Source organism: Micromonospora sp. WMMD710, assembly GCF_029626045.1.
Taxonomy (GTDB): Bacteria; Actinomycetota; Actinomycetes; order Mycobacteriales; family Micromonosporaceae; genus Micromonospora.
In genome coordinates, this window is sequence record NZ_JARUBD010000001.1 from 5,076,112 (window position 1) to 5,096,684 (window position 20,573).

Genomic DNA, 20,573 nt, shown 5'->3' on the forward strand with positions numbered 1-20,573 from the left:
TGTGAGGATTAGTCCAACCCGCCGTACGAGTGCAGGCCGGTGAAGAAGATGTTCACGCCGAACAGGTTCATCAGCATGGTGAGGAAGCCGAGCACCGCGATCCAGGTGGCCACGTTGCGCTTGACGCTGGGCGTGGCGCGAGCGTGCAGGTAGCCGGCGTACACCACCCAGGAGATGAACGCCCAGGTCTCCTTCGGGTCCCAGCCCCACGGCCGACCCCAGGCCGCCTCGGCCCAGATCGCACCGGCGATCACCGCGAACGTGAAGATCGGGAACGCGAAGGCGTGCAGCGCGAAGGTGAGCCGCTCCAGGCCGAGCGCGCCGGGCAGCCGCTTGGCCAGGGTGTACGGGAAGCTCCGCTTGCCCTGCTCGTACCCGTTGCGCATCAGGAAGCCGACCGCCGGCACCACGCCGAGCAGGAAGATGCCGGACGCGAAGACGATGGTCGAGACGTGGATGACGAACCAGTACGAGTTCAGCGCCGGCACCAGCGGCACGATCGGCACGTACAGCACCAGCTCGGCGGTGGCGACCAGCAGCACCATCACCAGGGTGAGGAACAGCCCGAGCTTGCGCAGCAACGGCCGCTTCCAGAGCACCACCAGCCAGGCGGCGACCCCGATGAACGTCACCGTGAGCACGAACTCGTACATGTTGCCCCACGGCATCCGGTCGGCGGCCAGACCCCGCGTGACCAGCGCCGCGAGGTGCAGCACGGCGGCCAGCGCGGTGGCCCCCACCGCGACCAGGCCGGCGATCCGGGCACGACGTGCCGCGCCGTCGACCGTCGGCGGGACCGGCGCGGGCGGCTCCGGGATGACGCCGCCACCACCGCCAACCCCCGCCCCCACCAGCTCGCGGGCGGGCGACACCACGGCGACCCGGGTACGCGCGTTGCCCAGCGCGTACTCGACGGCGTGACTGATCATCGCGATCAGGTACGTCAGGATAGCGAAGGTCACCAGATTGTCGGAGAGCGCGGACATCACTCGGTCCCTTCTCGCACACCGGCCCGGTCGCTGGAGTCAGCGTCGGTGTCGGCCCGCTCGGCAGCCCCGTCGGCACCGCTCACAGCGGTGACGAGTTGGGCGAACTCGTCGGCGAACCCTGGATAGTCGGTACGCGGCAACCCACCGACCTCCATCAAGCTACTACCGCTTGTCGGAGATTCGTGCGTCGGGTCGGCCGATGTCACCCGGAACCACACCCGGCGGCGCTTGCCGAACAGCGAGCCCATCAGCCCGACCAGCAGGACACCGCAGCTCACCAGCAGCATCGTCGAGCCGGGATCGTGCCGGACGGAGAGCGTGACGTACCGCTCGGTGCCCAGGAACTCGACGGTCGTGCCGTCGTCCAGCGTCCAGGTCTCGCCCTTGCGGAGCAGCTTGGTGCCGACCTCCTTGACCTTGCCGGCGCGCACCTGCCGCTGGTCGAGCTGGTAGACCGAGCCGGGGATGCCGGCGTCCAGGCCGAGGTTGCCCCGGTACGCGACGAGGTTCAGCGTCGGATTGCGCTCGGTCGGGTACTCCGAGCGGACGAACGGGGCCTTCTGCGGCGCGGTCGGCAGGTAGATGCCGGTGAAGGCCACCTGCTGATCCGGTGCGCGCTGACCGGTCGCCGGGTCGACGTTCGCGTCCGGGAAGGCGGCCAGACCCTCGCTGGTCAGGCCCATGTCGCCGGTCGTCAGGAACGGTGTGGTGCTGGTCTGACTGCGACCGAACCGGTCGGTGTAGCGAATCACCGGGGCGTACCCCTGGCCGAGCAGGTAGACGCTCGCGTCGGCGAGACGCAGCGGCGAGTTCACCGAGAAGTCCGCCCTGCGGGTCGGCTCGTCGGGGCCGTCGACGGTCACCGTGGCGTTGAAGAACTCCGGCTGACCGGACGGCAGGAACCGGGCCTGGAAGTCGTCCAGCCGCAGGCAGAAACGGGGCAGCTCGGCGCTGTCCACCCGAGGGCCGAGCTTCGCCTCGGCGTACTGCTGGCGGGTGTTGCAGAACGCGTTGTCCGCGCCCGCCACGAGCAGGCGGTTGCCGCTCCAGCCGTACCAGGAGCCGAGCGCCACGCCGAGCAGCACCGCGATCAGCGAGGTGTGGAACAGCAGGTTGCCGGTCTCCTTGAGGTAGCCCTTCTCGGCGGAGACCTCGTCGCCGCGTACCTCGACGCGCCAGCGCCGCTTGCGCAGCACCTGGGCGATGGCCGCCGTGCCACCGGCCGGAGCGGGCAGCACGGTGTGCTGCGGCAACCGCGCCATCCGCTTCGGCGCGGCCGGCGGCCGGGACCGCAGCGCTCGGACGTGGTCGCGCAGCCGGGGCAGGATGCAGCCGATCAGGGACGTGAACAGCAGCAGGTAGATCGCGGAGAACCAGACCGAGCCGAAGACCTCGAACGCGCCGATCCGGTCCAGCCGGGGTGCCCAGTCCGGGTGGTCGACGAAGTACTGGTTGACCTTCTCCGGGCTGATCCCGCGCTGCGGCAGCACCGAGCCGGGGATGGCGGCGATCGCGAGCAGGAAGAGCAGGATCAGCGCCGTACGCATGCTGGTCAGCTGCCGCCACGAGTTGCGCAGCAGGGCCAGCAGCCGGTTGGGACGGCGCCCGGGCGCCGGTGCAACGGTCTCCGGCCGGTCGTCGACGACCGTCATCAGATGCTCACCTCGCCCACCCCGACGGTGGTCTGCAACCAGATCACGAAGCTCTGCCATCCGCCGGTGATCAGCGCCAGGCCGATCACGATGAGCAGGACGCCGCCGACCCGGGTGACCCAGCGGCTGTTGCGCCGGATGGCGCGGAAGACCCCGAGCAGGCGCTGGAAGCCCAGCCCGAAGACGATGAACGGTATCCCCAGCCCGAGGCAGTACGCCACGGCGAGCACCACGGCACGGTCACTCTGGCCGCTGGTGGCCGCCATGCCCATCACCGCGCCGAGCGTGGGGCCGGTGCAGGGCACCCAGCTGAGTGCGAAGACCGCACCGAAGATCGGTGCGCCGAGCAGCCCCGCCGACGGCAGCCGGGAGATCCGGAACTCGCGTTGCAGCGCCGGGATCATCCCGAGGTAGCCCAGACCGAGCACGATGATCAGGGCGCCGACGACGATCTCCAGCTGCCGCTCGTACTCGAAGAAGACCCGGCCGATGCCGGCGAACAGGATCGCGGTGGCGACGAAGACGACGGTGAAGCCGGCGATGAAGAGCAGCGTCCCGGCCAGCACCCGGCCCTTGACGGCCGCCGTCGCGGCCCGCTCGCGGACGGCGACTCCCCCGCCGCCCTCGGCGGGCGCGGGATCGGCCGCCGGCCGACGGCCCTCCAGGTCGGCGCCGGCCAGACCGGTGACGTACGAGAGGTAGCCGGGCACCAGCGGCAGTACGCACGGGGAGAGGAAGCTGAGCAGGCCGGCGAGCGCCGCGGCGCCGATGGCGAGCAGCAGTGGCCCGCTCAGGGCCAGCTCCCGGAAGGTCTCGCCCATCAGTTCGACGCCGGCTTCTCGGCGGCGACCCGCTCGACGATCGGTCGCAGACCCTCCTGCTTGACCGCCGCGCGGATGACCGCGGCGACCCGACCATCCCGGTCGAGCACCACGGTCGCCGGCACGGTGTTCGGCGGGATGTCCAGGTCGAGGGCGAGCCGGCTGGACGGGTCGAAGAGGCTCGGGTAGGTGACCCGGCCCTCCTCGAACGCCTTGGCCTTGTCCCGCGAATCCTGCACGTTGATGCCGAGGAACGTCACCCCGGTGGCCTTGGTGGCCTGGTAGGTGGCCTCCAGGTCGTCCGCCTCGGCGCGGCACGGCGCACACCAGGAGCCCCAGAAGTTGACCACCACCACCTGGCCGCGGGCCTGGTCGACGTCGTAGCTGCCGCCGGTGAGCAGCTCACCGGCGAGCTTCGGGGGTGCCGAACGCTGGTCCGGCGCACACTCGATGACCCCGTCGGTGGTGGTCGTGCAGGTCTTCTCCTGACCCTTCGACGACGTACAGCCGACCAGCGCCACCGCGGCGACGGTGGCGAGCAGACCGGCGGTCCACCTGCGGGCGTTCATCAGGCCCCCTTGGCCGTCCGGGCTGTCGCGGAGAGGGCGATCAGGTGGGCGGCCGGCTCGCTGTAGCCGATACCCACCACCTTCGCGCCGTCGAAGTGGAAGGAGGTGAGGCTCGCCAGGCCGCACTGCCGCTTGCGCGGGTCGTGCCAGAGCCGCTTGCGCTCGACGTAGCGGCGCAGCGTCCAGATCGGCAGCTGGTGCGACACGAGCACCGCCTCGCGGCCCTCGGCGGCGACCCGGGCGGCGTGCACGGCGGCGAACATCCGCTCGGCGATGACCCGGTACGCCTCACCCCAGGACGGCGTCACCGGGTCGCGCAGCACCCACCAGTTGCGCGGGTCACGGAACGACCCGTCACCCGGGGAGACCTTCTTGCCCTCGAACCAGTTGGCGCTCTCGATCAGCCGCTCGTCGACACCGACCGGCAGCCCGAACTGGGCGGCGATCGGCTCGGCGGTCTGCTGGGCGCGTTCCAGCGGGCTCGCCACCACGTGCACGACCTCCCGCTCGGCGAGGCCCTGCGCGGCGGCCTTGGCCATCTGCACGCCCAGCTCGGACAGGCGGAAACCGGGCAGCCGGCCGTAGAGGATCTGGTTGGGGTTGTACACCTCGCCGTGCCGGAGCACGTGGACCACCGTCTTGCTCACCGCTCGCTACCCCCCGTGACCAGCCGCTGCCGCCGCCGCGTTCGCCGCTGTCGGCAGCGCGGCGGCGATGTGCTCCAGAGCGGCGTCGTCGATCGCCGCCGACACGAACCACGACTCGAACGCGCTCGGCGGCAGGTAGACGCCGGCGGCGAGCATCGCGTGGAAGAACGCCTTGAACGCCGGCACCTGCTGGGTGCGGGCACTGTCGTAGTCCACGACGTCGGCGTCGGTGAAGAAGATCGAGAACATGCTGCCCGCGTACGACAGGCGGTGCGGCACCCCGGCGGTGGCCAGCGCGTCCGACGCCAGCTTGCCCACGACGGCGGCCGTCTCGTCGAGGCGGCGGTACAGCGCGTCGTCGGCGAGCCGCAGCGTGGTCAGGCCGGCAGCGCAGGCGAGCGGGTTACCGGAGAGCGTGCCGGCCTGGTAGACCGGGCCGGCCGGGGCGAGCCGCGCCATGATCTCCGCGCGCCCGCCGAACGCCGCGGCGGGCAGGCCACCACCCATGACCTTGCCGTACGTCCACAGGTCCGCGTCGGAGGCGTCGAGGCCGTGCCATCCGGCGCGGGAGACCCGGAACCCGGTCATCACCTCGTCCACCACGAGCAGTGCGCCGTGCGCGTGCGCGATCCGGGCGAGCTGCTGGTTGAAGCCGTCGCGGGGGGCGACCACTCCCATGTTGCCGGCGGCGGCCTCGGTGATCACCGCGGCGATGTGCGGGCCCTCGGCGGCGAATGCCTCCTCGACGGCCCGGATGTCGTTGTAGGGGAGAACGATCGTCTCGCTGGCCGCCGCGCCGGTCACACCGGGCGAGTCGGGCAGGCCCAGGGTGGCCACGCCGGACCCGGCGGAGGCGAGCAGCGCGTCGACGTGACCGTGGTAGCAACCGGCGAACTTGACGATCTTGGAGCGGCCGGTGAAGCCGCGGGCCAGCCGGATCGCCGACATGGTCGCCTCGGTGCCGGAGTTGACCAGGCGGACCTGCTCCACCGGGGTCCGGTCGACGATCTCGGCGGCCAGCTCCACCTCACCGGGGGTGGGGGTGCCGAAGCTGGTGCCCCGGGCGGCGGCGGCCTGCACGGCGTCCACCACCTCGGGGTGGGCGTGCCCGAGGATCAGCGGACCCCACGAGCAGACCAGGTCGACGTAGCGGCGGCCGTCGGCGTCGAACAGCCACGGACCCTCGCCACGGACCATGAAACGTGGCGTGCCACCGACCGCCTGGAAGGCGCGCACGGGGGAGTTCACCCCGCCCGGCACGATGGCGCGGGCGCGGTCGAACAGGGCCTCGGAGGCCGGCGCGTCGGCCGGGTAACGGCCAGATCCGGCGGAAACGATGTCGGTCACGATGGGGCCATTGTGTCAGCGCCGGACGGCCAACCAGCAGCCACCCCGGGCCGGGGTTACCGGGCTCACCCACCATCGGCGCTCGTCGGAGGCTGCCGACACCGGGGTCGGGAGTGGCTCGCGGCCTCGACAGGCCGGGCCGGCTGGATCGCGCTAGGCTGACCGGGTGGATCGTGCCGAACTGTCCATCACGCTACACCGGACGGGCGACGAAGCAGTGCTGCGCCTGGCCGGTGAGATCGACATGCTCACGGCCGCCCAGCTCTCCACGGTCGTCAACGAGGTGCTGGCCGACCCGCCGCCGCGCATCGTGCTCGACCTCGGTGGCGTCACCTTCTGCGACTCGCAGGGCCTGGGCACGCTGGTCGTCCTCAGCCGCAAGGCCAGCCACGCGCAGAGCCTGCTGATGCTCACCCACGTGGGCGATTTCCTGATCCGTGTCCTGGACATCACCGGCCTGCGCAGCGCCCTGATGATCCGCAACGACCAGCCCACCGGCTGACCCCACCCGGGCTACCGCCCCCTCGCCTGCCTTGATTGATCATGAAGTTGACGGGTCGTCGGGGCAGCGGATCGCCCGCCAACCTCATGATCAACGCGGGTCAGGGGGTGGGAACGTCTCGGGACTGGAAGGTTCTCAGGGCCAGGGTTAGCAGGGCTGCCGCGATCACCGTCAGGGCTGCCAGGGGCGTGGCCGTCCAGTTGTCGCCCAGGACCTGCGGGGTGTGGGTGAACGGGGAGACGTCAAGCGCCCACTGGCTCAGCTCCAGCACCGCGCCGAGCTGACCGAGCAGCAGGCAGCCGGCGAGGACCGCCCAGGCCACCAACGACAACCGGGGCAGCCAGCCCACCAGCAGCGCCGCGAGCCCGGCGAGCACCCAGGCCGCCGGCACCTGCGCCAAACCCACGCCGAGCAGCCGGGGCACCTCGCCGCCGACGTCGCCGACGCTGACGCCGTACGCCAGCCCGGTCGCGAGCCCCGTTACGGCCAGCACCACCACGGGACCGAGCAGCGCGAAGACCAGGTGCGCCGCCAACCAGCGGGTCCGGCTCACCGCCGTGGCGAGCAGCGGTTCGGCCCGCCCGGCGGTCTCCTCGGCCCGCGCGCGCAGCGCGGCCTGGATGCCGTACCCGGCGGCGGCCAGCGCGGTCAGGCTCAACGTGCTCCCGAGGTACGCCTCGGCCAGGGTCGACGAGCCGCCCAGGCGGGCCAGGATCTCGGCAACCTGCTCGTTGCCCTCCACCGCGTCGCCGGCCGCGTCGGCCGCGCCGCCCAGCACCAGGCCGAGCAGCCCGAAGCCGACGGTCCAGCCGAGCAACTGACCCCGGTGCAGCCGCCAGGCCAGTCCGAACGGGCCGGTCAACCCCGCGCCCGCGGAGGCCGGGCCGAGCCGGGGCGGGAACACCCCGGCGCCGAGGTCACGGCGCACCGAGACGGGGTACGCGACGAGCGCGAGCACCGCGCTGAACAGCACCGGAAGCAGCAGCACCCACCAGCGTTCGCCGGCGAAGGCCCGACCCCGGGCCGCCCAGCCCAGCGGTGACAGCCAGCTCAGCCACTCCGCGCTCCCGCCGGTGCCACCGGAACCCCCGGCGTCACCGCCCAGCCGCAGCGCGAACGCCAACCCGAGCACGCCCAGGCCGATCCCGCGCGCCCCGCCGGCACTCTCGGTGAGCTGCGCGGCCAGCCCGCCGACCGTGGCGAACACGATGCCGGTCAGCGCCATCCCGGCGCCGAAGAGCAGCGAGCCGGTGCCGGGCAGGCCCGCGGCGACGAGGCCGCCGGCCGTGAGCAGGCCGAGCAGCACGTTCGCGGCGTACGTGACGAGCAGCGCCGCGGTCAGACCGGCGTACCGGCCCAGCACGGTCGCGCCGAGCAGCTCCCGCCGGCCGGCCTCCTCCTCGGTACGGGTGTGCCGCACCACCATCAGCACGCTGACCAGCGCGGCTATCACCGCGAGCAGGCCGGCCCGCTGGACGGTGAGCGCGCCGATGCTGTCGCCGTACACCGGGCCGAGCAGGGCGACGATCGACGGGTTGCTCGCCGTCCCGGCCAGGTAGGCGGCCCGCTCGGCGGCGGTCGGGTAGAGGCCGGTGTACGCGCTGGCGTAGCTGGCCGGCAGCACCGCGAGCAGCAGGATCCAGATCGGCAGCACGACCCGGTCCCGGCGCAGGATCAACCGCACCAGGTGCCGGGTGCCGGTGAAGGAGGTCATGACCGCACCTGCTCGGCCTGGTAGTGCCGCAGGAACAGCTCCTCCAAGGTCGGAGGCTGACTGACCAGACTCCGTACGCCGATCTCGGTGAGCTGACGCAGCGCGGCGTCCAGCGCGGCGTTCTCCACGTCGAAGCGCACCCGGTGCCCGTCCACCCGCAGGTCGTGTACGCCGGCGAGCTGACCCAGCCCGTCCACCGGGCCGATCAGCTCCGCCTCGATCGAGGTGCGGCGCAGGTGGCGCAGCTCGGACAGGGTGCCGGTCTCCACGTCCCGCCCGTTGCGGATGATCGTCACCCGGTCGCAGAGCGCCTCCACCTCGGCCAGGATGTGACTGGAGAGCAGCACGGTACGGCCGTCGGTCCTGGCCCGGCGGACCCAGTGCTGGAAGACCTCCTCCATGAGCGGGTCCAGGCCGGAGGTCGGCTCGTCCAGGATGAGCAGTTCGGCGTCGGAGGCGAGGGCCGCCACCAGGCCGACCTTCTGCCGGTTGCCCTTGGAGTACGCCCGGCCCTTCTTGCGGGGATCCAGCTCGAAGGAGTCGAGCAGCTCCGCGCGGCGGGTCGGGTCGAGGCCGCCGCGCATCCGCCCGAGCAGGTCGATGACCTCGCCGCCGGACAGGTTGGGCCAGAGCGTCACGTCACCCGGCACGTACGCCAGCCGGCGGTGCAGGGCCACCGCGTCGCGCCACGGGTCACCGCCGAGCAGGCGGACCGTTCCCGCGTCCGCCCGCAGCAGGCCGAGCAGCGCCCGGATGGTCGTCGACTTGCCGGCCCCGTTCGGGCCGAGGAAGCCGTGCACCTCACCGGCGTGGACGGTCAGATCCAGGCCGTCGAGCGCCCGGGTCCGGCCGAAGGTCTTGACCAGGCCGGACACCGAAATGGGAGTTTCCATATATCGGAAGCTACACTCGTTTCACAAAGTTGTGAAGACTGTGAGAGTCGGGGCACCATCGGTGCCCACGACACGCGTAGAAGGGACCACCATGGCAGCCGTCGACGGCCACGACCCGGTGCACCTCTTCGTCGAACGGATGGCGTTGACGTTCGCCGAGGTCGGCTTCCCCCGGATGGCTGCCCGGGTGCTGTTCACCGTGATGAGCGCCGACGACCCGCTCACCGCCGCCGAGATCGGCGAGCGGCTCGGGGTGAGCGCGGCGGCGGTCAGCGGCGCCGTGCGCTACCTCACCCAGTTCGGCATTCTGATCCGCGAGCCGGTCCCCCGCTCCCGCCGCGACCGTTACCGGATTCCGGACAACCCCTGGTACGAGGGGACCATCACCAAGACCGCGATCTACAAGACGTTCATCGACGTGGCCAGCGCCGGGGTGGACGCCCTCAACGGCCCGCAGACGCCGGCCGGCGAACGGGTCGCGGAGATGCGCGACTTCTTCCTCTTCGTTCAGGAAGAGATCGACTCGCTGGGTGAACGTTGGCGAATCCGCCGGGCCGAGACCGGCCACCTGCGCCCCGGCGAGGTCTGAGCGGCGCCGGTCAGGCGGTGTTGCCCCAGCGGGCCTGCTCCAGCAGACGGACCGCCCGGTCGCGGACCTCGTCGTCGTCCGAGCGGAGCAGGGCGGTCGCCTCGTCGACCGCGTCGGTGAGCCGCCGCCACTGCGTGTCGCGCTCCCGGACCAGGTCCGACTGGGCGGCCAACTGCCGGGTCTTCACCCACAGTTCGACGAAGACCGACACCTTGGCCCGAAGCACCCACGGGTCGAACGGCTTGGTCAGGTAGTCCACCGCACCCACCTGGTAACCCCGAAGGGCGAGCTGGGCGTCCCGGTCGGCGGCGGTGAGGAAGATGATCGGCACATGCCGGGTCCGCTCGCGGCGCTTGATGTGGCTCGCCGTCTCGAAGCCGTCCATGTCCGGCATCTGCGCGTCCAGCAGGATCACCGCGAAGTCGTCCACCAGCAACTGCTTGAGGGCCGCCTCGCCGCTCTCCACCGCAACGGACTGGACCGGCAGGCCCTGAAGGATCGCCTCCAGGGCCATCAGGTTCTCCCGGCGGTCGTCCACGAGCAGCGCCTTGGCCATCTGGGTCACGAATTCTCCTCGGTCCGGCTGCCGTTGATCCAGGACGACATCAACTCGATCAGGTCGTCCAGGTCGACCGGCTTGGTGATGTAGTCGCTGCCCCCGGCCGCGAGCGCCGACTCGCGGTCACCCGGCATCGCCTTCGCGGTCAGGAAGACGACCGGCAGGTCCGCGAAGCGGTGGTTACGTCGGATCTGGCGGGTGGTCTCGTACCCGTCCTGGTCCGGCATCATGGCGTCCATCAGCACGATGTCCACCTCCGGATGCTCGGCCAGCAGGCGGACACCGTCCGCCCCGTTGTCCGAGTACAGCACGGTCATCCCGTGCAGCTCCAATGCGCTGGTCAGGGCGAAGACGTTACGCACGTCGTCGTCCACGATCAGCACGGTCGCCCCGTCCAACTGGCGAGTGGCCGGCGCCTCGGGTCGCTCCGGCAACAACTCCAGCGGCGGCATCAGCAGCGACGACGGCAGGCCGGCGCGCTGCGGAGACGGTGACTGAGGCGCGACCACGGCGTCCGGGGCCAACACCTGCGGCACGAAGAGGGTGAAGGTCGAGCCCTGACCGGGCGCCGACGAGACGGTAATGGTGCCGCCGATCAGTCGGGCCAGATCGCGGCTGATCGACAGCCCCAGGCCGGTGCCGCCATAGCGGCGACTGGTCGTGCCGTCGGCCTGCTGGAACGCCTCGAAAATGATCGACAACTTGTCGTCGGAGATGCCGATCCCGGTGTCGATCACGGTGAACGCGATCACCTGCTGAGCGTTCGTCAGCGCCGGGACGTCGAAGACCACGTTCTCCGCCGCCGGGGCGATCCGCAGTGTCACCGCACCGTTGTCGGTGAACTTCACCGCGTTGGAGAGCAGGTTGCGCAGGATCTGCTGCAACCGCTGCGCGTCGGTCACCAACGCCGGCGGCAGATCCTTGCTCACCCGTACCTGGAAGTCCAGGTTCTTCTCCTCGGCCTGCGGCGCGAACGCCTGCTCGACGAAGCCGCGCAGCTCGGAGAAGCGGATCTCGGTCGGCTCGACGTCCATCCGGCCCGCCTCGATCTTGGACAGGTCGAGGATGTCGTCGATCAGACGCAGCAGGTCGGAGCCGGACCCGTGGATGGTCCGGGCGAACTCGATCTGCTTCGGGCTGAGGTTCTGCTCCGAGTTCTCGGCCAGCAGACGGGCCAGCAACAGCAACGAGTTCAGCGGGGTACGCAGCTCGTGGCTCATGTTGGCCAGGAACTCCGACTTGTAGGCCGACGCCCGGGTCAACTGCTGAGCCTTCTCCTCCAAGCCCAGCCGCGCCAGCTCGATCTCCCGGTTCTTCGTCTCGATGTTGCCCTTCTGCTCGGACAGCAGAGTGGCCTTCTCCTCCAGCTCGGCGTTGGTGCGCTGCAACTCCGCCGACTGCTCCTGCATCTCGTGTGCCAGCCGCTGCGACTGGGCCAGCAGTTGCTCCGTACGCCGGTTGGCCTGGATGGTGTTGACCGCGATGCCGATGGTGAGCACCAGCCGCTCCAGGAACGACAGGTGCAGCTCGGAGAAGGCCGACACGCTTGCGAACTCGATCACCCCGAGCAGCTCACCCTCGAACAGCACGGGGAGCACCACCAGGTCGGACGGGGGTGTCTCGGCCAGACCGGACCGCAGGGTGAGCCGGCTGTTCGGTGAGGCGCTGACCCGGATCGTCCGGCGCGAGAGGGCGGTCTGCCCGACCAGCCCCTCACCCGGCCCGAAGGTGACGTCGTGCCCCCGCGCCACGTACCCGTACGAGGAGGTCAGCCGCAGCCGCATGCTGCCGTCGGTGTCGTCGGCGAGGAAGAAGGCGCCGAGCTGGGCGTCGACCAGCGGGGTCACCTCCATCATGATCATGCGGCAGACCTCGCCCAGGTCCCGTTGGCCCTGCAACAGGCCACCGATGCGGGCCAGGTTGGAGTCCAGCCAGCCCTGCTCGGCGTTCTTCTTGGTCGTCTCCCGGAGGGTGACGATCATCTGGTTGATGTTGTCCTTCAGCTCGGCGACCTCGCCCTGCGCCTTGACCGCGATCCGCTGGGTCAGGTCGCCGCGGGTCACCGACGTGGACACCTGGGCGATGGCCCGCAGCTGGGTGGTCAGCGTCGAGGCGAGCTGGTTGACGTTCTCGGTGAGGTCACGCCAGGTGCCGGACACACCCTTGACCTGCGCCTGACCGCCGAGCTTGCCCTCGATGCCGACCTCGCGGGCCACCCGGGTCACCTCGTCGGCGAACGACGACAGCTGGTCGACCATCGTGTTGACCGTCGACTTGAGCTCCAGGATCTCGCCCTGCGCGTCCACGGTGATCTTCTGGCTGAGGTCACCCTTCGCCACCGCCGTGGTCACCGAGGCGATGTTGCGGACCTGGCTGGTCAGGTTGGACGCCATCGAGTTCACGTTGTCGGTCAGGTCTCGCCACGTACCGGAGACGCCCTTGACCTGCGCCTGACCGCCGAGCTTGCCCTCGGTGCCCACCTCGCGGGCCACCCGGGTCACCTCGTCGGCGAACGACGACAGCTGATCGACCATCGTGTTGACCGTCGACTTCAGCTCCAGGATCTCGCCCCGCGCGTCCACCGTGATCTTCTGGCTGAGGTCACCCTTCGCCACCGCCGTGGAGACCTGCGCGATGTTGCGCACCTGGGCGGTCAGGTTCGACGCCATCGAGTTCACGTTGTCGGTCAGGTCGCGCCAGGTGCCGGCGACGCCGCGTACCTGGGCCTGACCGCCGAGCTTGCCCTCGGTGCCCACCTCACGGGCCACCCGGGTCACCTCGTCGGCGAACGACGACAACTGGTCGACCATCGTGTTGACCGTCGACTTCAGCTCCAGGATCTCGCCCCGCGCGTCCACCGTGATCTTCTGGCTGAGGTCACCCTTCGCCACCGCCGTGGTCACCGACGCGATGTTGCGGACCTGGCTGGTCAGGTTCGACGCCATCGAGTTCACGTTGTCGGTCAGGTCCCGCCACGTGCCGGAAACGCCCTTGACCTGCGCCTGACCGCCCAGGTTGCCCTCGGTGCCCACCTCACGCGCGACCCGGGTCACCTCGTCGGCGAACGACGAGAGTTGGTCCACCATCGTGTTGACGGTGTTCTTCAGCTCCAGGATCTCGCCCTGTGCGTCCACTGTGATCTTCTGCGACAGGTCGCCCTTGGCCACCGCCGTGGAGACCTGGGAGATGTTGCGGACCTGGCTGGTCAGGTTGCCGGCCAACTGGTTGACGTTCTCGGTGAGGTCGCGCCAGGTGCCGGAAACGCCCCGCACCTGGGCCTGACCGCCGAGCTTGCCCTCGATGCCCACCTCACGCGCGACCCGGGTCACCTCGTCGGCGAACGACGAGAGTTGGTCCACCATCGTGTTGACGGTGTCCTTCAGCTCCAGGATCTCGCCCTGCGCCGCCACCGTGATCTTCTGCGACAGGTCACCGCGCGCCACCGCCGTGGAGACCTGCGCGATGTTCCGCACCTGGGCGGTCAGGTTCGACGCCATCGAGTTGACGCTGTCGGTCAGGTCCTTCCAGGTGCCGGCCACGTTCGGCACCTCGGCCTGGCCGCCCAGCTTGCCCTCGGTGCCCACCTCGCGGGCCACCCGGGTCACCTGCTCGGCGAACAGCCGCAGCGTGTCCGTGAGGTAGTTCATCGTCGCGGCCAACTCGGCGACCTCACCGCGCGCGCCGACCGTGATCTTCTGCGACAGGTCGCCCTTGGCCACCGCCGTCGCCACCTGTGAGATCGACCGCACCTGGCCGGTCAGGTTCGACGCCATGGTGTTCACCGAGTCGGTGAGGTCCTTCCAGGTGCCGGCGACGCCCCGGACGTCGGCCTGGCCACCCAACTTGCCCTCGGTGCCCACCTCGCGGGCCACCCGGGTCACCTCGTTCGAGAACGACGACAGCTGATCGACCATCGTGTTCACGGTGCGCCCGATGCGCAGGTACTCACCGCGCAGCGGCCGGCCGTCGATCTCCAGCGCCATGTGCTGGGACAGGTCGCCGTCGGCGACCGCCACGATCACCCGGGCGATCTCCGTGGTCGGCCGCCCCAGGTCGTCGATCAGCGAGTTGATCGCCCGCTGCCCCTCCGCCCACGAGCCGTCCAGCCCCTCGTCGTCCAGGCGCTCGGTGAGCCGACCGTCCCGGCCGACGATCCGGCTGATCCGCCGCAGGTCCAGGTACTGCCGCTCCTGGAGCGAGACCACCTCGTTGAAGGCGTCCGCCACCTCACCGGCCGTACCGGCTCGGCGGGGCAGCCGGACCTTCAGGTCGCCGCGACGGACCCGTCGCAGCGCCTCGGTCAACTCACCGAGGAGCGCCTCGTGGTCGGACGCGGACGGATCCGCCACCGACTGCTTCGCCGTGGTCATCATTCCTCGCTCAACTCGGGGGCGCCGGTCAGTGCGCGCACACCGGCACCCCATATTGTGCCCGCGCGCGCCGCAGTGCCAGGGTGCGCGACCCGCCGGACCGCCCGGACACCGCATCGATCCGCCCAAGCAGGACCGATCCGGTACGGTGCCTCGCAGACCTCGCCCCGGTGCCGAACCCGCCACGCGGGCCCGATCGACGCACCTGGGCGGGCGATCTCGGTGCCAGCACCTCCCCGCACGGGGCGACAGTGATCAGCTTGGCACCCAGCGGGGGAACGATGGAGGATACGAGGGTGTCAGCCGAGGCGGGGCCCGCGACGGCCGGGGCCCGGAACGGGGCGGTCCGGCATGTCCGTCTGCCCGCCGACCGGCGTACACCGGCCGCCGCCCGCGCGGTGGTCCGCTCGGTGCTGACCGAGGCGCACCTCGACGAGCTGGCCAACGAGGCTCTGCTGCTCACCACGGAGCTGACCACCAACGCCGTCGAACACGCCCGTACCGAACTGGACATCGACGTCGTCGCGGACGACGTCGGGCTCACCGTGACCGTCTCCGACTTCGCAGCCGGCTCGGGCGACGAGCTGACCGTCGGCACCCGCAACGACGCCACCGAGATCAACGAGGTGTCCGAGCGGGGTCGGGGGCTGCTGCTGGTCGACCACTTCGCCAGCCGTTGGGGCACCACGTACCTGCCCACCGGCAAGGGCGTCTGGTTCCGGCTGGACCGCCCCGGCGCCGACCCGCGCGGCGGCACCGGCCCCGAGGGGTCGGCGACACCGATCGCGGCCGACGACCGCTCCGCGCCGAGCGCCAGCGCCATGAGCGAACTCATGCAGACCGCTCCCGACATGTACGCGGACGATCCGCTGCCCGACTTCGCCACCGGCCTGCTCAGCCGCCTCGCCGAGATGGTGGGAGCGGCCGGCGGCGCGATCCGCCTGGACCGGGGCGACGGGCAGGGCCGCCAGGTGCTGGCCCGTTTCGGCCGGCAGCCCCGCGACGACAGCGAACTGCTCCGGGTGCCGCTGACCGTGCACCGCCCGTACGGCGGGGAGCTGGAGTTGGACGCCGCGCCCTCCGCGTACGCCCAGCCCCTCGCGGTCCTCACCGCCGAGCGGCTGTCGCTGCACCTCGAGAACGACCGGCTGCGCCGGGCCGACGTCCGCCGGCAGGCGTGGCTGACCTTCCTCGCCGAGGCGAGCGAACTGCTGGCCCAGTCCCTGGACGTCGAGCTGACCATGGCGCTGATCCCGCAGCTGGTGGTGCCCCGACTCGGCCAGTGGTGCGCGGTGCACACCACCGACGAGTGGGGCCGGCTGCGGTTGGCCGCGGCGACCCACGCCGACGAGTCGGTGCTGCCGCAACTGCACAAGGTGCTGGCCGAGACCGGCCCCGATTCGATCCAGGCGCGGCTGCGCGAAGCGTCCCGCAGTGCGGCGCAGATCCCGCTCGGCGGGCCGATGGAGGGGTTCGCGGTCCCGCTGATCGCGCGCGGGCAGCGGCTCGGCGTCCTGGCCGTGGGGCGGCACCAGCGGCACCGGCACGACCCGGACGAGGTGGCCGTCCTGGAGGACGTGGCCCGACGGGCCGCGCTAGCCATCGAGAACGCCCGCATCCACGCCGAACGCCGGCGGGTGGCGCAGACCCTCCAGCAGTCCCTGCTGCCCCCGGTGCTGCCGCTGGTGGATGGCATCGGCTTCGCCGCCGAGTACGTCCCGACCGGCGACGACGCGGAGGTGGGCGGCGACTTCTACGACGTGGTGCCGCTGCCCGACGGGCGCTGGCTGGTGGTGATCGGCGACGTCTCCGGCAAGGGTGTGCAGGCCGCCGCGGTCACCGGGCTGGTCCGGGACGTGATCCGGGTGCTGGTCGGCGACGGCAAACCGTTGCCGGAGGCACTGGCCCGGCTCAACGAGACGCTTGTCGAGCGGGGCGGCGGCCGGTATTGCACGTTGGCCCTGGCGGCGGTCGGCCCCGGCGACGGCAACCAGCTGGACGTCGCGCTGCACCTGGCCGGGCACGACCGACCGGTGCTGCTGGCCGGCAAGGGCGGTGCCGGGTTCGTCGGCACCGGCGGCACAGCGCTCGGCCTGCTCGACACGATCACCTCGCCGACGGCGCAGATCGCGCTCGCCCCGGGCGACGCCCTCATCTTCTACACCGACGGCGTCACCGAGCGGCGGCACGGCCGGGAGCTGTTCGGCACCGACCGGCTGCGTGACACGGCCGCGCCGCTGGCCGGCTACTCGGCCGACGTGGTGGCCGCCCGACTGCGCGCCGCCGCGATCAACTTCTCGGTCGAGCCGCCCCGCGACGACATCGCCATCCTGGTGCTGCGCAACGACGCGGTCTGACCGGACGGGTCACAGGCCGCCGGGCAGGCGACCGGGGGCGAGCCGGTGCTCCGGGTCGAGATGCTCCTTCGCGACCCGGAGCTGGGCCAGGCCGGCGATCTCGCCCCACAGGTCGACCGCCTGCCGGACCGGTGCGGGGGCGGAAACCACCACGCAGCGACCCTGCCGGGCCAGCAACACCCCGCGCACGGCGGCCAGGATGGACGCCACCCGGTCGGGGGCCAGCGTGCCGGGCAGCGCCGCGTGCACCACGCCCAGCCCGGCGGAGCCCCGGACCGGCACCGGGCTCCCGGCCGCGTCGCGCAGCGCGTACACGGCGGCGTGCAGGTCGCTGATCGGCACCTCCAGGCGCAGCGCCGTGTCGCCGGGGGCGAACGGGTAGCGACGCCACCACGTCGGGGCGGAGTGCGCGACCGTCGCCTCGCCGTGCAGCAGGCCGACCAGGCGTTCGGCGCGTTCGGTGACGTCGGCCGGGCCGCCCTCCAACAGCACCACCAGGCTGCCCGCGCGGGACGGGGCGCCGGACCGGCCGGACATCGACGGGTGACGCTCCCGAGCGGTGGCGGACGGGTGACCGGGCGGGTACGGCGTGCGCGGCCGGGGCGTACCGCCGGGAAGGTCGAGCTCGATGGCCGCCGGATCCAGGCGGGCGGCGATGATCATCCGGACCAGGTCGTGCACCTCCAACGGGGTCCACACCGGACGGGACACCCACAGCCGGCTGGCCGGCACCGGCTGCACGCGCAGGCTCGCCGAGACCAGCACGCCGAGCGCGCCCTGCGAGCCGCAGAGCAGCCGGGCCAGGTCGAGACCGGGTGCGCCGCCGCCGGCGCTGACCAGCTCACCGTCGGCGCCGAGATAGCGGACGCCGAGGAGCTGGTCACAGGGGCTGCCGTGGCGGTGCCGCAGCGGGCCGGACTCACCGGAGGCGAGCACCCCGCCCAGGGTCGCCCCGGGCGACGGAGCGTCCAACGCCAGCCGTTGCCCGGTGCGCTCCAGCGTCGCCTGCACCGCCCGCAGCGGCGTGCCGGCACCCACCTCGGCGACCGGTGCGCCGACCGGCTCGTGACCGATGCCGGCCAACCGGCCGGTGTCGAGCATGATGTCGACCTGCACCGGCGCGGCACCCCAGTCGATCTTCGTGCCGGCGCCCCGGGGCACCACCGTCAGGTCGTGCGCGGCGGCCAGCCGCAGCACCTCGGCGGCGGCGTGCGGACCGCCGGGGACCGCCACCCAGCGCGCCCGCCGCCCCGCCACCTCGTCGGCCGCCCCGCCGAGCCGGGAGAACGGTGGACCGCAGATCGCCGCCAACCGCCGGGTGATCTCAAGGGCTCCGGACCGGCCGAGGGAACTCGCTGCTGCCGCCATGCCGGCCATCGTACATGTGTTCGAAAGTCGTGGTGGTGGATATCGGGATGCCGCTGGTCCGGCGCGCCGAGCGGCCCGGCCGGTAACGTGGCCGCCGTGACCACCGAGACTGCCCCGCCCGCGGCGAAGCGGGTGCCCACCGAGCGCACCCACCACGGCGACACGGTCGTCGACGAGTACGCCTGGCTCGCCGCCAAGGACGACCCGGAGACGATCGCCTACCTGACCGCGGAGAACGCGTACACCGACGCGCGCACGGCGCACCTGGCCGAGCTGCGCGCCGACCTGTTCGAGGAGACCCGCCAGCGCACCCGGGAGACCGACCTGTCCGTGCCCACCCGCAAGGGCGGGCACTGGTACTACACCCGGACGATCGAAGGTCAGCAGTACGGGGTGCACTGCCGCCGCGCGGTCCGCGACGGCGAGACCGAGCCGCCGGTCAGCGCGGAGGGCGCCCCGCTCGACGGCGAGGAGGTGCTGCTCGACGGCAACCTGCTGGCCGAGGGGCACGACTTCTTCGCACTGGGCGCCTTCGACGTCAGCCCCGACGGGCGCTGGCTGGCGTACTCGACCGACTTCTCCGGCGACGAGCGGTTCACCCTGCGCGTGAAGGACCTCACCACCGGCGAGCTGCTGCCCGACGAGGTACCGGACACGTTCTACGGCACCGCCTGGTCGGCCGACGCGTCGGTGCTGTTCTACGTGACCGTCGACGACGCCTGGCGACCCAACAAGGTCTGGCGGCACACCATCGGCTCGGCCGCCGCCGACGACGTGGTCGTCCACCAGGAGGACGACGAGCGGTTCTGGGTCGGGGTGGAGCTGACCCGCTCGGAGAAGTTCATCCTCATCGACATCCACAGCAAGGTCACCAGCGAGGTGCTGGTGATCCCGGCCGGCAACCCGGCCGGGGCGCCGGCCGTGATCGCGCCACGCCGGCAGGGCATCGAGTACGCGGTGGAGCACCACGGGCACCGCTTCCTCATCCTGCACAACGACGGCGCGGAGGACTTCGCGCTGGCGTTCACCTCGGCCGACGTTCCGGGCGACTGGGTGCCGCTGATCGAGCACACCCCCGGCACCCGGCTGGAGGCGGTGGACGCGTTCGCGAACCACCTGGTGGTGTCGCTGCGCACCGACGGGCTCACCGGCCTGCGGGTGCTGCCGGTCGGCAGCGACGACGGGTACGACATCGACTTCCCCGAACCGCTGTACAGCGTCGGCCTGGACGCCAACCCGGAGTACCGCACCGGGCAGATCCGCCTGCGCTACTCGTCGCTGATCACCCCCGACTCGGTGTACGACTACGACCTGGTCACCCGGCAGATGGTGCTGCGCAAGCAGAAGCCGGTGCTGCCCGGGCCGGACGGACGGCCGTACGACCCGGCCGAGTACGAGCAGCACCGCGACTGGGCGCTCGCCGACGACGGCACCCGCGTGCCGATCTCGCTGGTCTGCCGGGTCGGCACCCCGCGGGACGGCTCGGCACCGTGCGAGCTGTACGGCTACGGCTCGTACGAGGCCAGCATGGACCCATGGTTCTCGGTCGCCCGACTGTCCCTGCTGGACCGGGGCGTCGTCTTCGCGGTGGCGCACATCCGGGGCGGCGGTGAGCTGGGCCGGCGCTGGTACGACCAGGGCAAGATGCTGGCCAAGAAGAACACCTTCACCGACTTCGTCGCCTGCGCCCAGCACCTGGTCAAGGCCGGCTGGACGGCCAGCGACCGGCTGGTCGCCCGGGGCGCCTCGGCCGGTGGCCTGCTGATGGGCGCGGTCGCCAATCTCGCGCCGGACGCGTTCAGCGGGATCGTCGCGCAGGTGCCGTTCGTGGACGCGCTCACCTCGATCCTCGACCCGTCGCTGCCGTTGACCGTCACCGAGTGGGAGGAGTGGGGCAACCCCCTCGACGACCCCGAGGTGTACGCGTACATGAAGTCGTACACGCCGTACGAGAACGTGACGGCGGTGGACTACCCGGCGATCCTCGCGGTGACCAGCCTCAACGACACCCGTGTGCTCTACTCGGAGCCGGCGAAGTGGATCGCCCGGCTGCGGGCGACCACCCCGCAGGGCGACTACCTGCTCAAGACCGAGATGGGTGCCGGGCACGGCGGGCCGAGCGGCCGCTACGACGCCTGGCGCGAGGAGGCGTTCATCAACGCCTGGATCCTGGATCGCCTCGGCCGCGCCTGACGA

General features: G+C 71.6%; 15 protein-coding genes. 4 read left to right on the top strand and 11 right to left on the bottom strand.

Features of this window, described 5'->3' with window-relative positions; all coding sequences use genetic code 11:
- Positions 1 to 8 precede the first annotated feature (8 nt).
- The 6 genes from ccsB to hemL are packed head-to-tail and all read right to left on the bottom strand — an operon-like array spanning position 9 to position 6,025.
- Positions 9 to 986: a c-type cytochrome biogenesis protein CcsB gene (gene ccsB / locus O7620_RS23425; protein WP_278125164.1), complete on the bottom strand. Its 978-nt coding sequence runs from the start codon at positions 984 to 986 to the stop codon at positions 9 to 11.
- On the bottom strand, positions 986 to 2,641 hold the full coding sequence (locus O7620_RS23430) for a cytochrome c biogenesis protein ResB (RefSeq protein WP_151489288.1): 1,656 nt from the start codon (positions 2,639 to 2,641) through the stop codon (positions 986 to 988). The genes ccsB and O7620_RS23430 overlap by 1 nt, the downstream gene beginning before the upstream one ends.
- On the bottom strand, positions 2,641 to 3,462 hold the full coding sequence (locus O7620_RS23435; protein ID WP_278125166.1) for a cytochrome c biogenesis protein CcdA: 822 nt from the start codon (positions 3,460 to 3,462) through the stop codon (positions 2,641 to 2,643). The genes O7620_RS23430 and O7620_RS23435 overlap by 1 nt, the downstream gene beginning before the upstream one ends.
- Positions 3,462 to 4,031 carry a TlpA disulfide reductase family protein gene (locus O7620_RS23440; RefSeq protein ID WP_278125167.1) on the bottom strand — a complete coding sequence of 190 codons (570 nt, stop codon included), beginning with the start codon at positions 4,029 to 4,031 and terminating at the stop codon, positions 3,462 to 3,464. The genes O7620_RS23435 and O7620_RS23440 overlap by 1 nt, the downstream gene beginning before the upstream one ends.
- The gene (locus tag O7620_RS23445) at positions 4,031 to 4,678 is read right to left on the bottom strand and encodes a histidine phosphatase family protein (RefSeq protein ID WP_151489285.1); all 648 of its coding nucleotides are present in this window, start codon (positions 4,676 to 4,678) and stop codon (positions 4,031 to 4,033) included. Before O7620_RS23445 ends, O7620_RS23440 begins: the two co-directional genes overlap by 1 nt.
- Positions 4,679 to 4,684: 6 nt before the next feature.
- Positions 4,685 to 6,025 carry a glutamate-1-semialdehyde 2,1-aminomutase gene (hemL, locus tag O7620_RS23450; protein ID WP_151489284.1) on the bottom strand — a complete coding sequence of 447 codons (1,341 nt, stop codon included), beginning with the start codon at positions 6,023 to 6,025 and terminating at the stop codon, positions 4,685 to 4,687.
- Between the two features lie 166 nt (positions 6,026 to 6,191).
- On the opposite strand from hemL, the gene O7620_RS23455 reads away from it, so the two are divergent.
- Complete coding sequence (locus tag O7620_RS23455; protein WP_007454492.1) at positions 6,192 to 6,527, top strand: STAS domain-containing protein; 336 nt, start codon at positions 6,192 to 6,194, stop codon at positions 6,525 to 6,527.
- 100 nt (positions 6,528 to 6,627) lie between these two features.
- Here O7620_RS23455 and O7620_RS23460 read toward each other — a convergent pair whose 3' ends face one another.
- Together O7620_RS23460 and O7620_RS23465 are read right to left on the bottom strand one after the other, a co-directional pair.
- Positions 6,628 to 8,241 carry an ABC transporter permease gene (locus O7620_RS23460; RefSeq protein WP_278125172.1) on the bottom strand — a complete coding sequence of 538 codons (1,614 nt, stop codon included), beginning with the start codon at positions 8,239 to 8,241 and terminating at the stop codon, positions 6,628 to 6,630.
- On the bottom strand, positions 8,238 to 9,134 hold the full coding sequence (locus O7620_RS23465; protein ID WP_151489282.1) for an ABC transporter ATP-binding protein: 897 nt from the start codon (positions 9,132 to 9,134) through the stop codon (positions 8,238 to 8,240). Before O7620_RS23465 ends, O7620_RS23460 begins: the two co-directional genes overlap by 4 nt.
- Positions 9,135 to 9,225: 91 nt before the next feature.
- Here O7620_RS23465 and O7620_RS23470 point away from each other — a divergent pair, with 91 nt between their 5' ends.
- Positions 9,226 to 9,723: a MarR family transcriptional regulator gene (locus O7620_RS23470; RefSeq protein WP_278125173.1), complete on the top strand. Its 498-nt coding sequence runs from the start codon at positions 9,226 to 9,228 to the stop codon at positions 9,721 to 9,723.
- A gap of 10 nt (positions 9,724 to 9,733) precedes the next feature.
- On the opposite strand, the gene O7620_RS23475 is transcribed toward O7620_RS23470, so the two are convergent.
- Positions 9,734 to 10,288 carry a response regulator gene (locus O7620_RS23475; RefSeq protein WP_278125175.1) on the bottom strand — a complete coding sequence of 185 codons (555 nt, stop codon included), beginning with the start codon at positions 10,286 to 10,288 and terminating at the stop codon, positions 9,734 to 9,736.
- Positions 10,285 to 14,652, bottom strand: a complete 4,368-nt coding sequence (locus O7620_RS23480; protein WP_278125177.1) for a HAMP domain-containing protein — start codon at positions 14,650 to 14,652, stop codon at positions 10,285 to 10,287. Before O7620_RS23480 ends, O7620_RS23475 begins: the two co-directional genes overlap by 4 nt.
- 296 nt (positions 14,653 to 14,948) lie before the next feature.
- Here O7620_RS23480 and O7620_RS23485 point away from each other — a divergent pair, with 296 nt between their 5' ends.
- Positions 14,949 to 17,009 (top strand): SpoIIE family protein phosphatase, encoded by a 2,061-nt coding sequence (locus tag O7620_RS23485; protein WP_278125179.1) that lies wholly within the window; start codon positions 14,949 to 14,951, stop codon positions 17,007 to 17,009.
- Positions 17,010 to 17,018: 9 nt separating this feature from the next.
- Here O7620_RS23485 and O7620_RS23490 read toward each other — a convergent pair whose 3' ends face one another.
- A complete protein-coding gene (locus tag O7620_RS23490) occupies positions 17,019 to 18,377 on the bottom strand; it encodes an FAD-binding oxidoreductase (protein ID WP_278125181.1) in 1,359 nt (452 codons plus the stop codon).
- 96 nt (positions 18,378 to 18,473) lie between these two features.
- Between O7620_RS23490 and O7620_RS23495 the strand changes: the two genes are divergently transcribed.
- The gene (locus tag O7620_RS23495) at positions 18,474 to 20,570 is read left to right on the top strand and encodes a S9 family peptidase (RefSeq protein WP_278125182.1); all 2,097 of its coding nucleotides are present in this window, start codon (positions 18,474 to 18,476) and stop codon (positions 20,568 to 20,570) included.
- Positions 20,571 to 20,573: the final 3 nt, after the last annotated feature.

Excerpts from the sequence above, each read along its gene's own strand:
- ccsB (WP_278125164.1), bottom strand. The coding sequence starts at position 986 with ATGTCCGCGCTCTCCGACAATCTGGTGACCTTCGCTATCCTGACGTAC.
- O7620_RS23430 (WP_151489288.1), bottom strand. The coding sequence starts at position 2,641 with ATGACGGTCGTCGACGACCGGCCGGAGACCGTTGCACCGGCGCCCGGG.
- O7620_RS23435 (WP_278125166.1), bottom strand. The coding sequence starts at position 3,462 with ATGGGCGAGACCTTCCGGGAGCTGGCCCTGAGCGGGCCACTGCTGCTC.
- O7620_RS23440 (WP_278125167.1), bottom strand. The coding sequence starts at position 4,031 with ATGAACGCCCGCAGGTGGACCGCCGGTCTGCTCGCCACCGTCGCCGCG.
- O7620_RS23460 (WP_278125172.1), bottom strand. The coding sequence starts at position 8,241 with ATGACCTCCTTCACCGGCACCCGGCACCTGGTGCGGTTGATCCTGCGC.
- O7620_RS23465 (WP_151489282.1), bottom strand. The coding sequence starts at position 9,134 with ATGGAAACTCCCATTTCGGTGTCCGGCCTGGTCAAGACCTTCGGCCGG.
- O7620_RS23470 (WP_278125173.1), top strand. The coding sequence starts at position 9,226 with ATGGCAGCCGTCGACGGCCACGACCCGGTGCACCTCTTCGTCGAACGG.
- O7620_RS23480 (WP_278125177.1), bottom strand. The coding sequence starts at position 14,652 with ATGACCACGGCGAAGCAGTCGGTGGCGGATCCGTCCGCGTCCGACCAC.
- O7620_RS23490 (WP_278125181.1), bottom strand. The coding sequence starts at position 18,377 with ATGGCGGCAGCAGCGAGTTCCCTCGGCCGGTCCGGAGCCCTTGAGATC.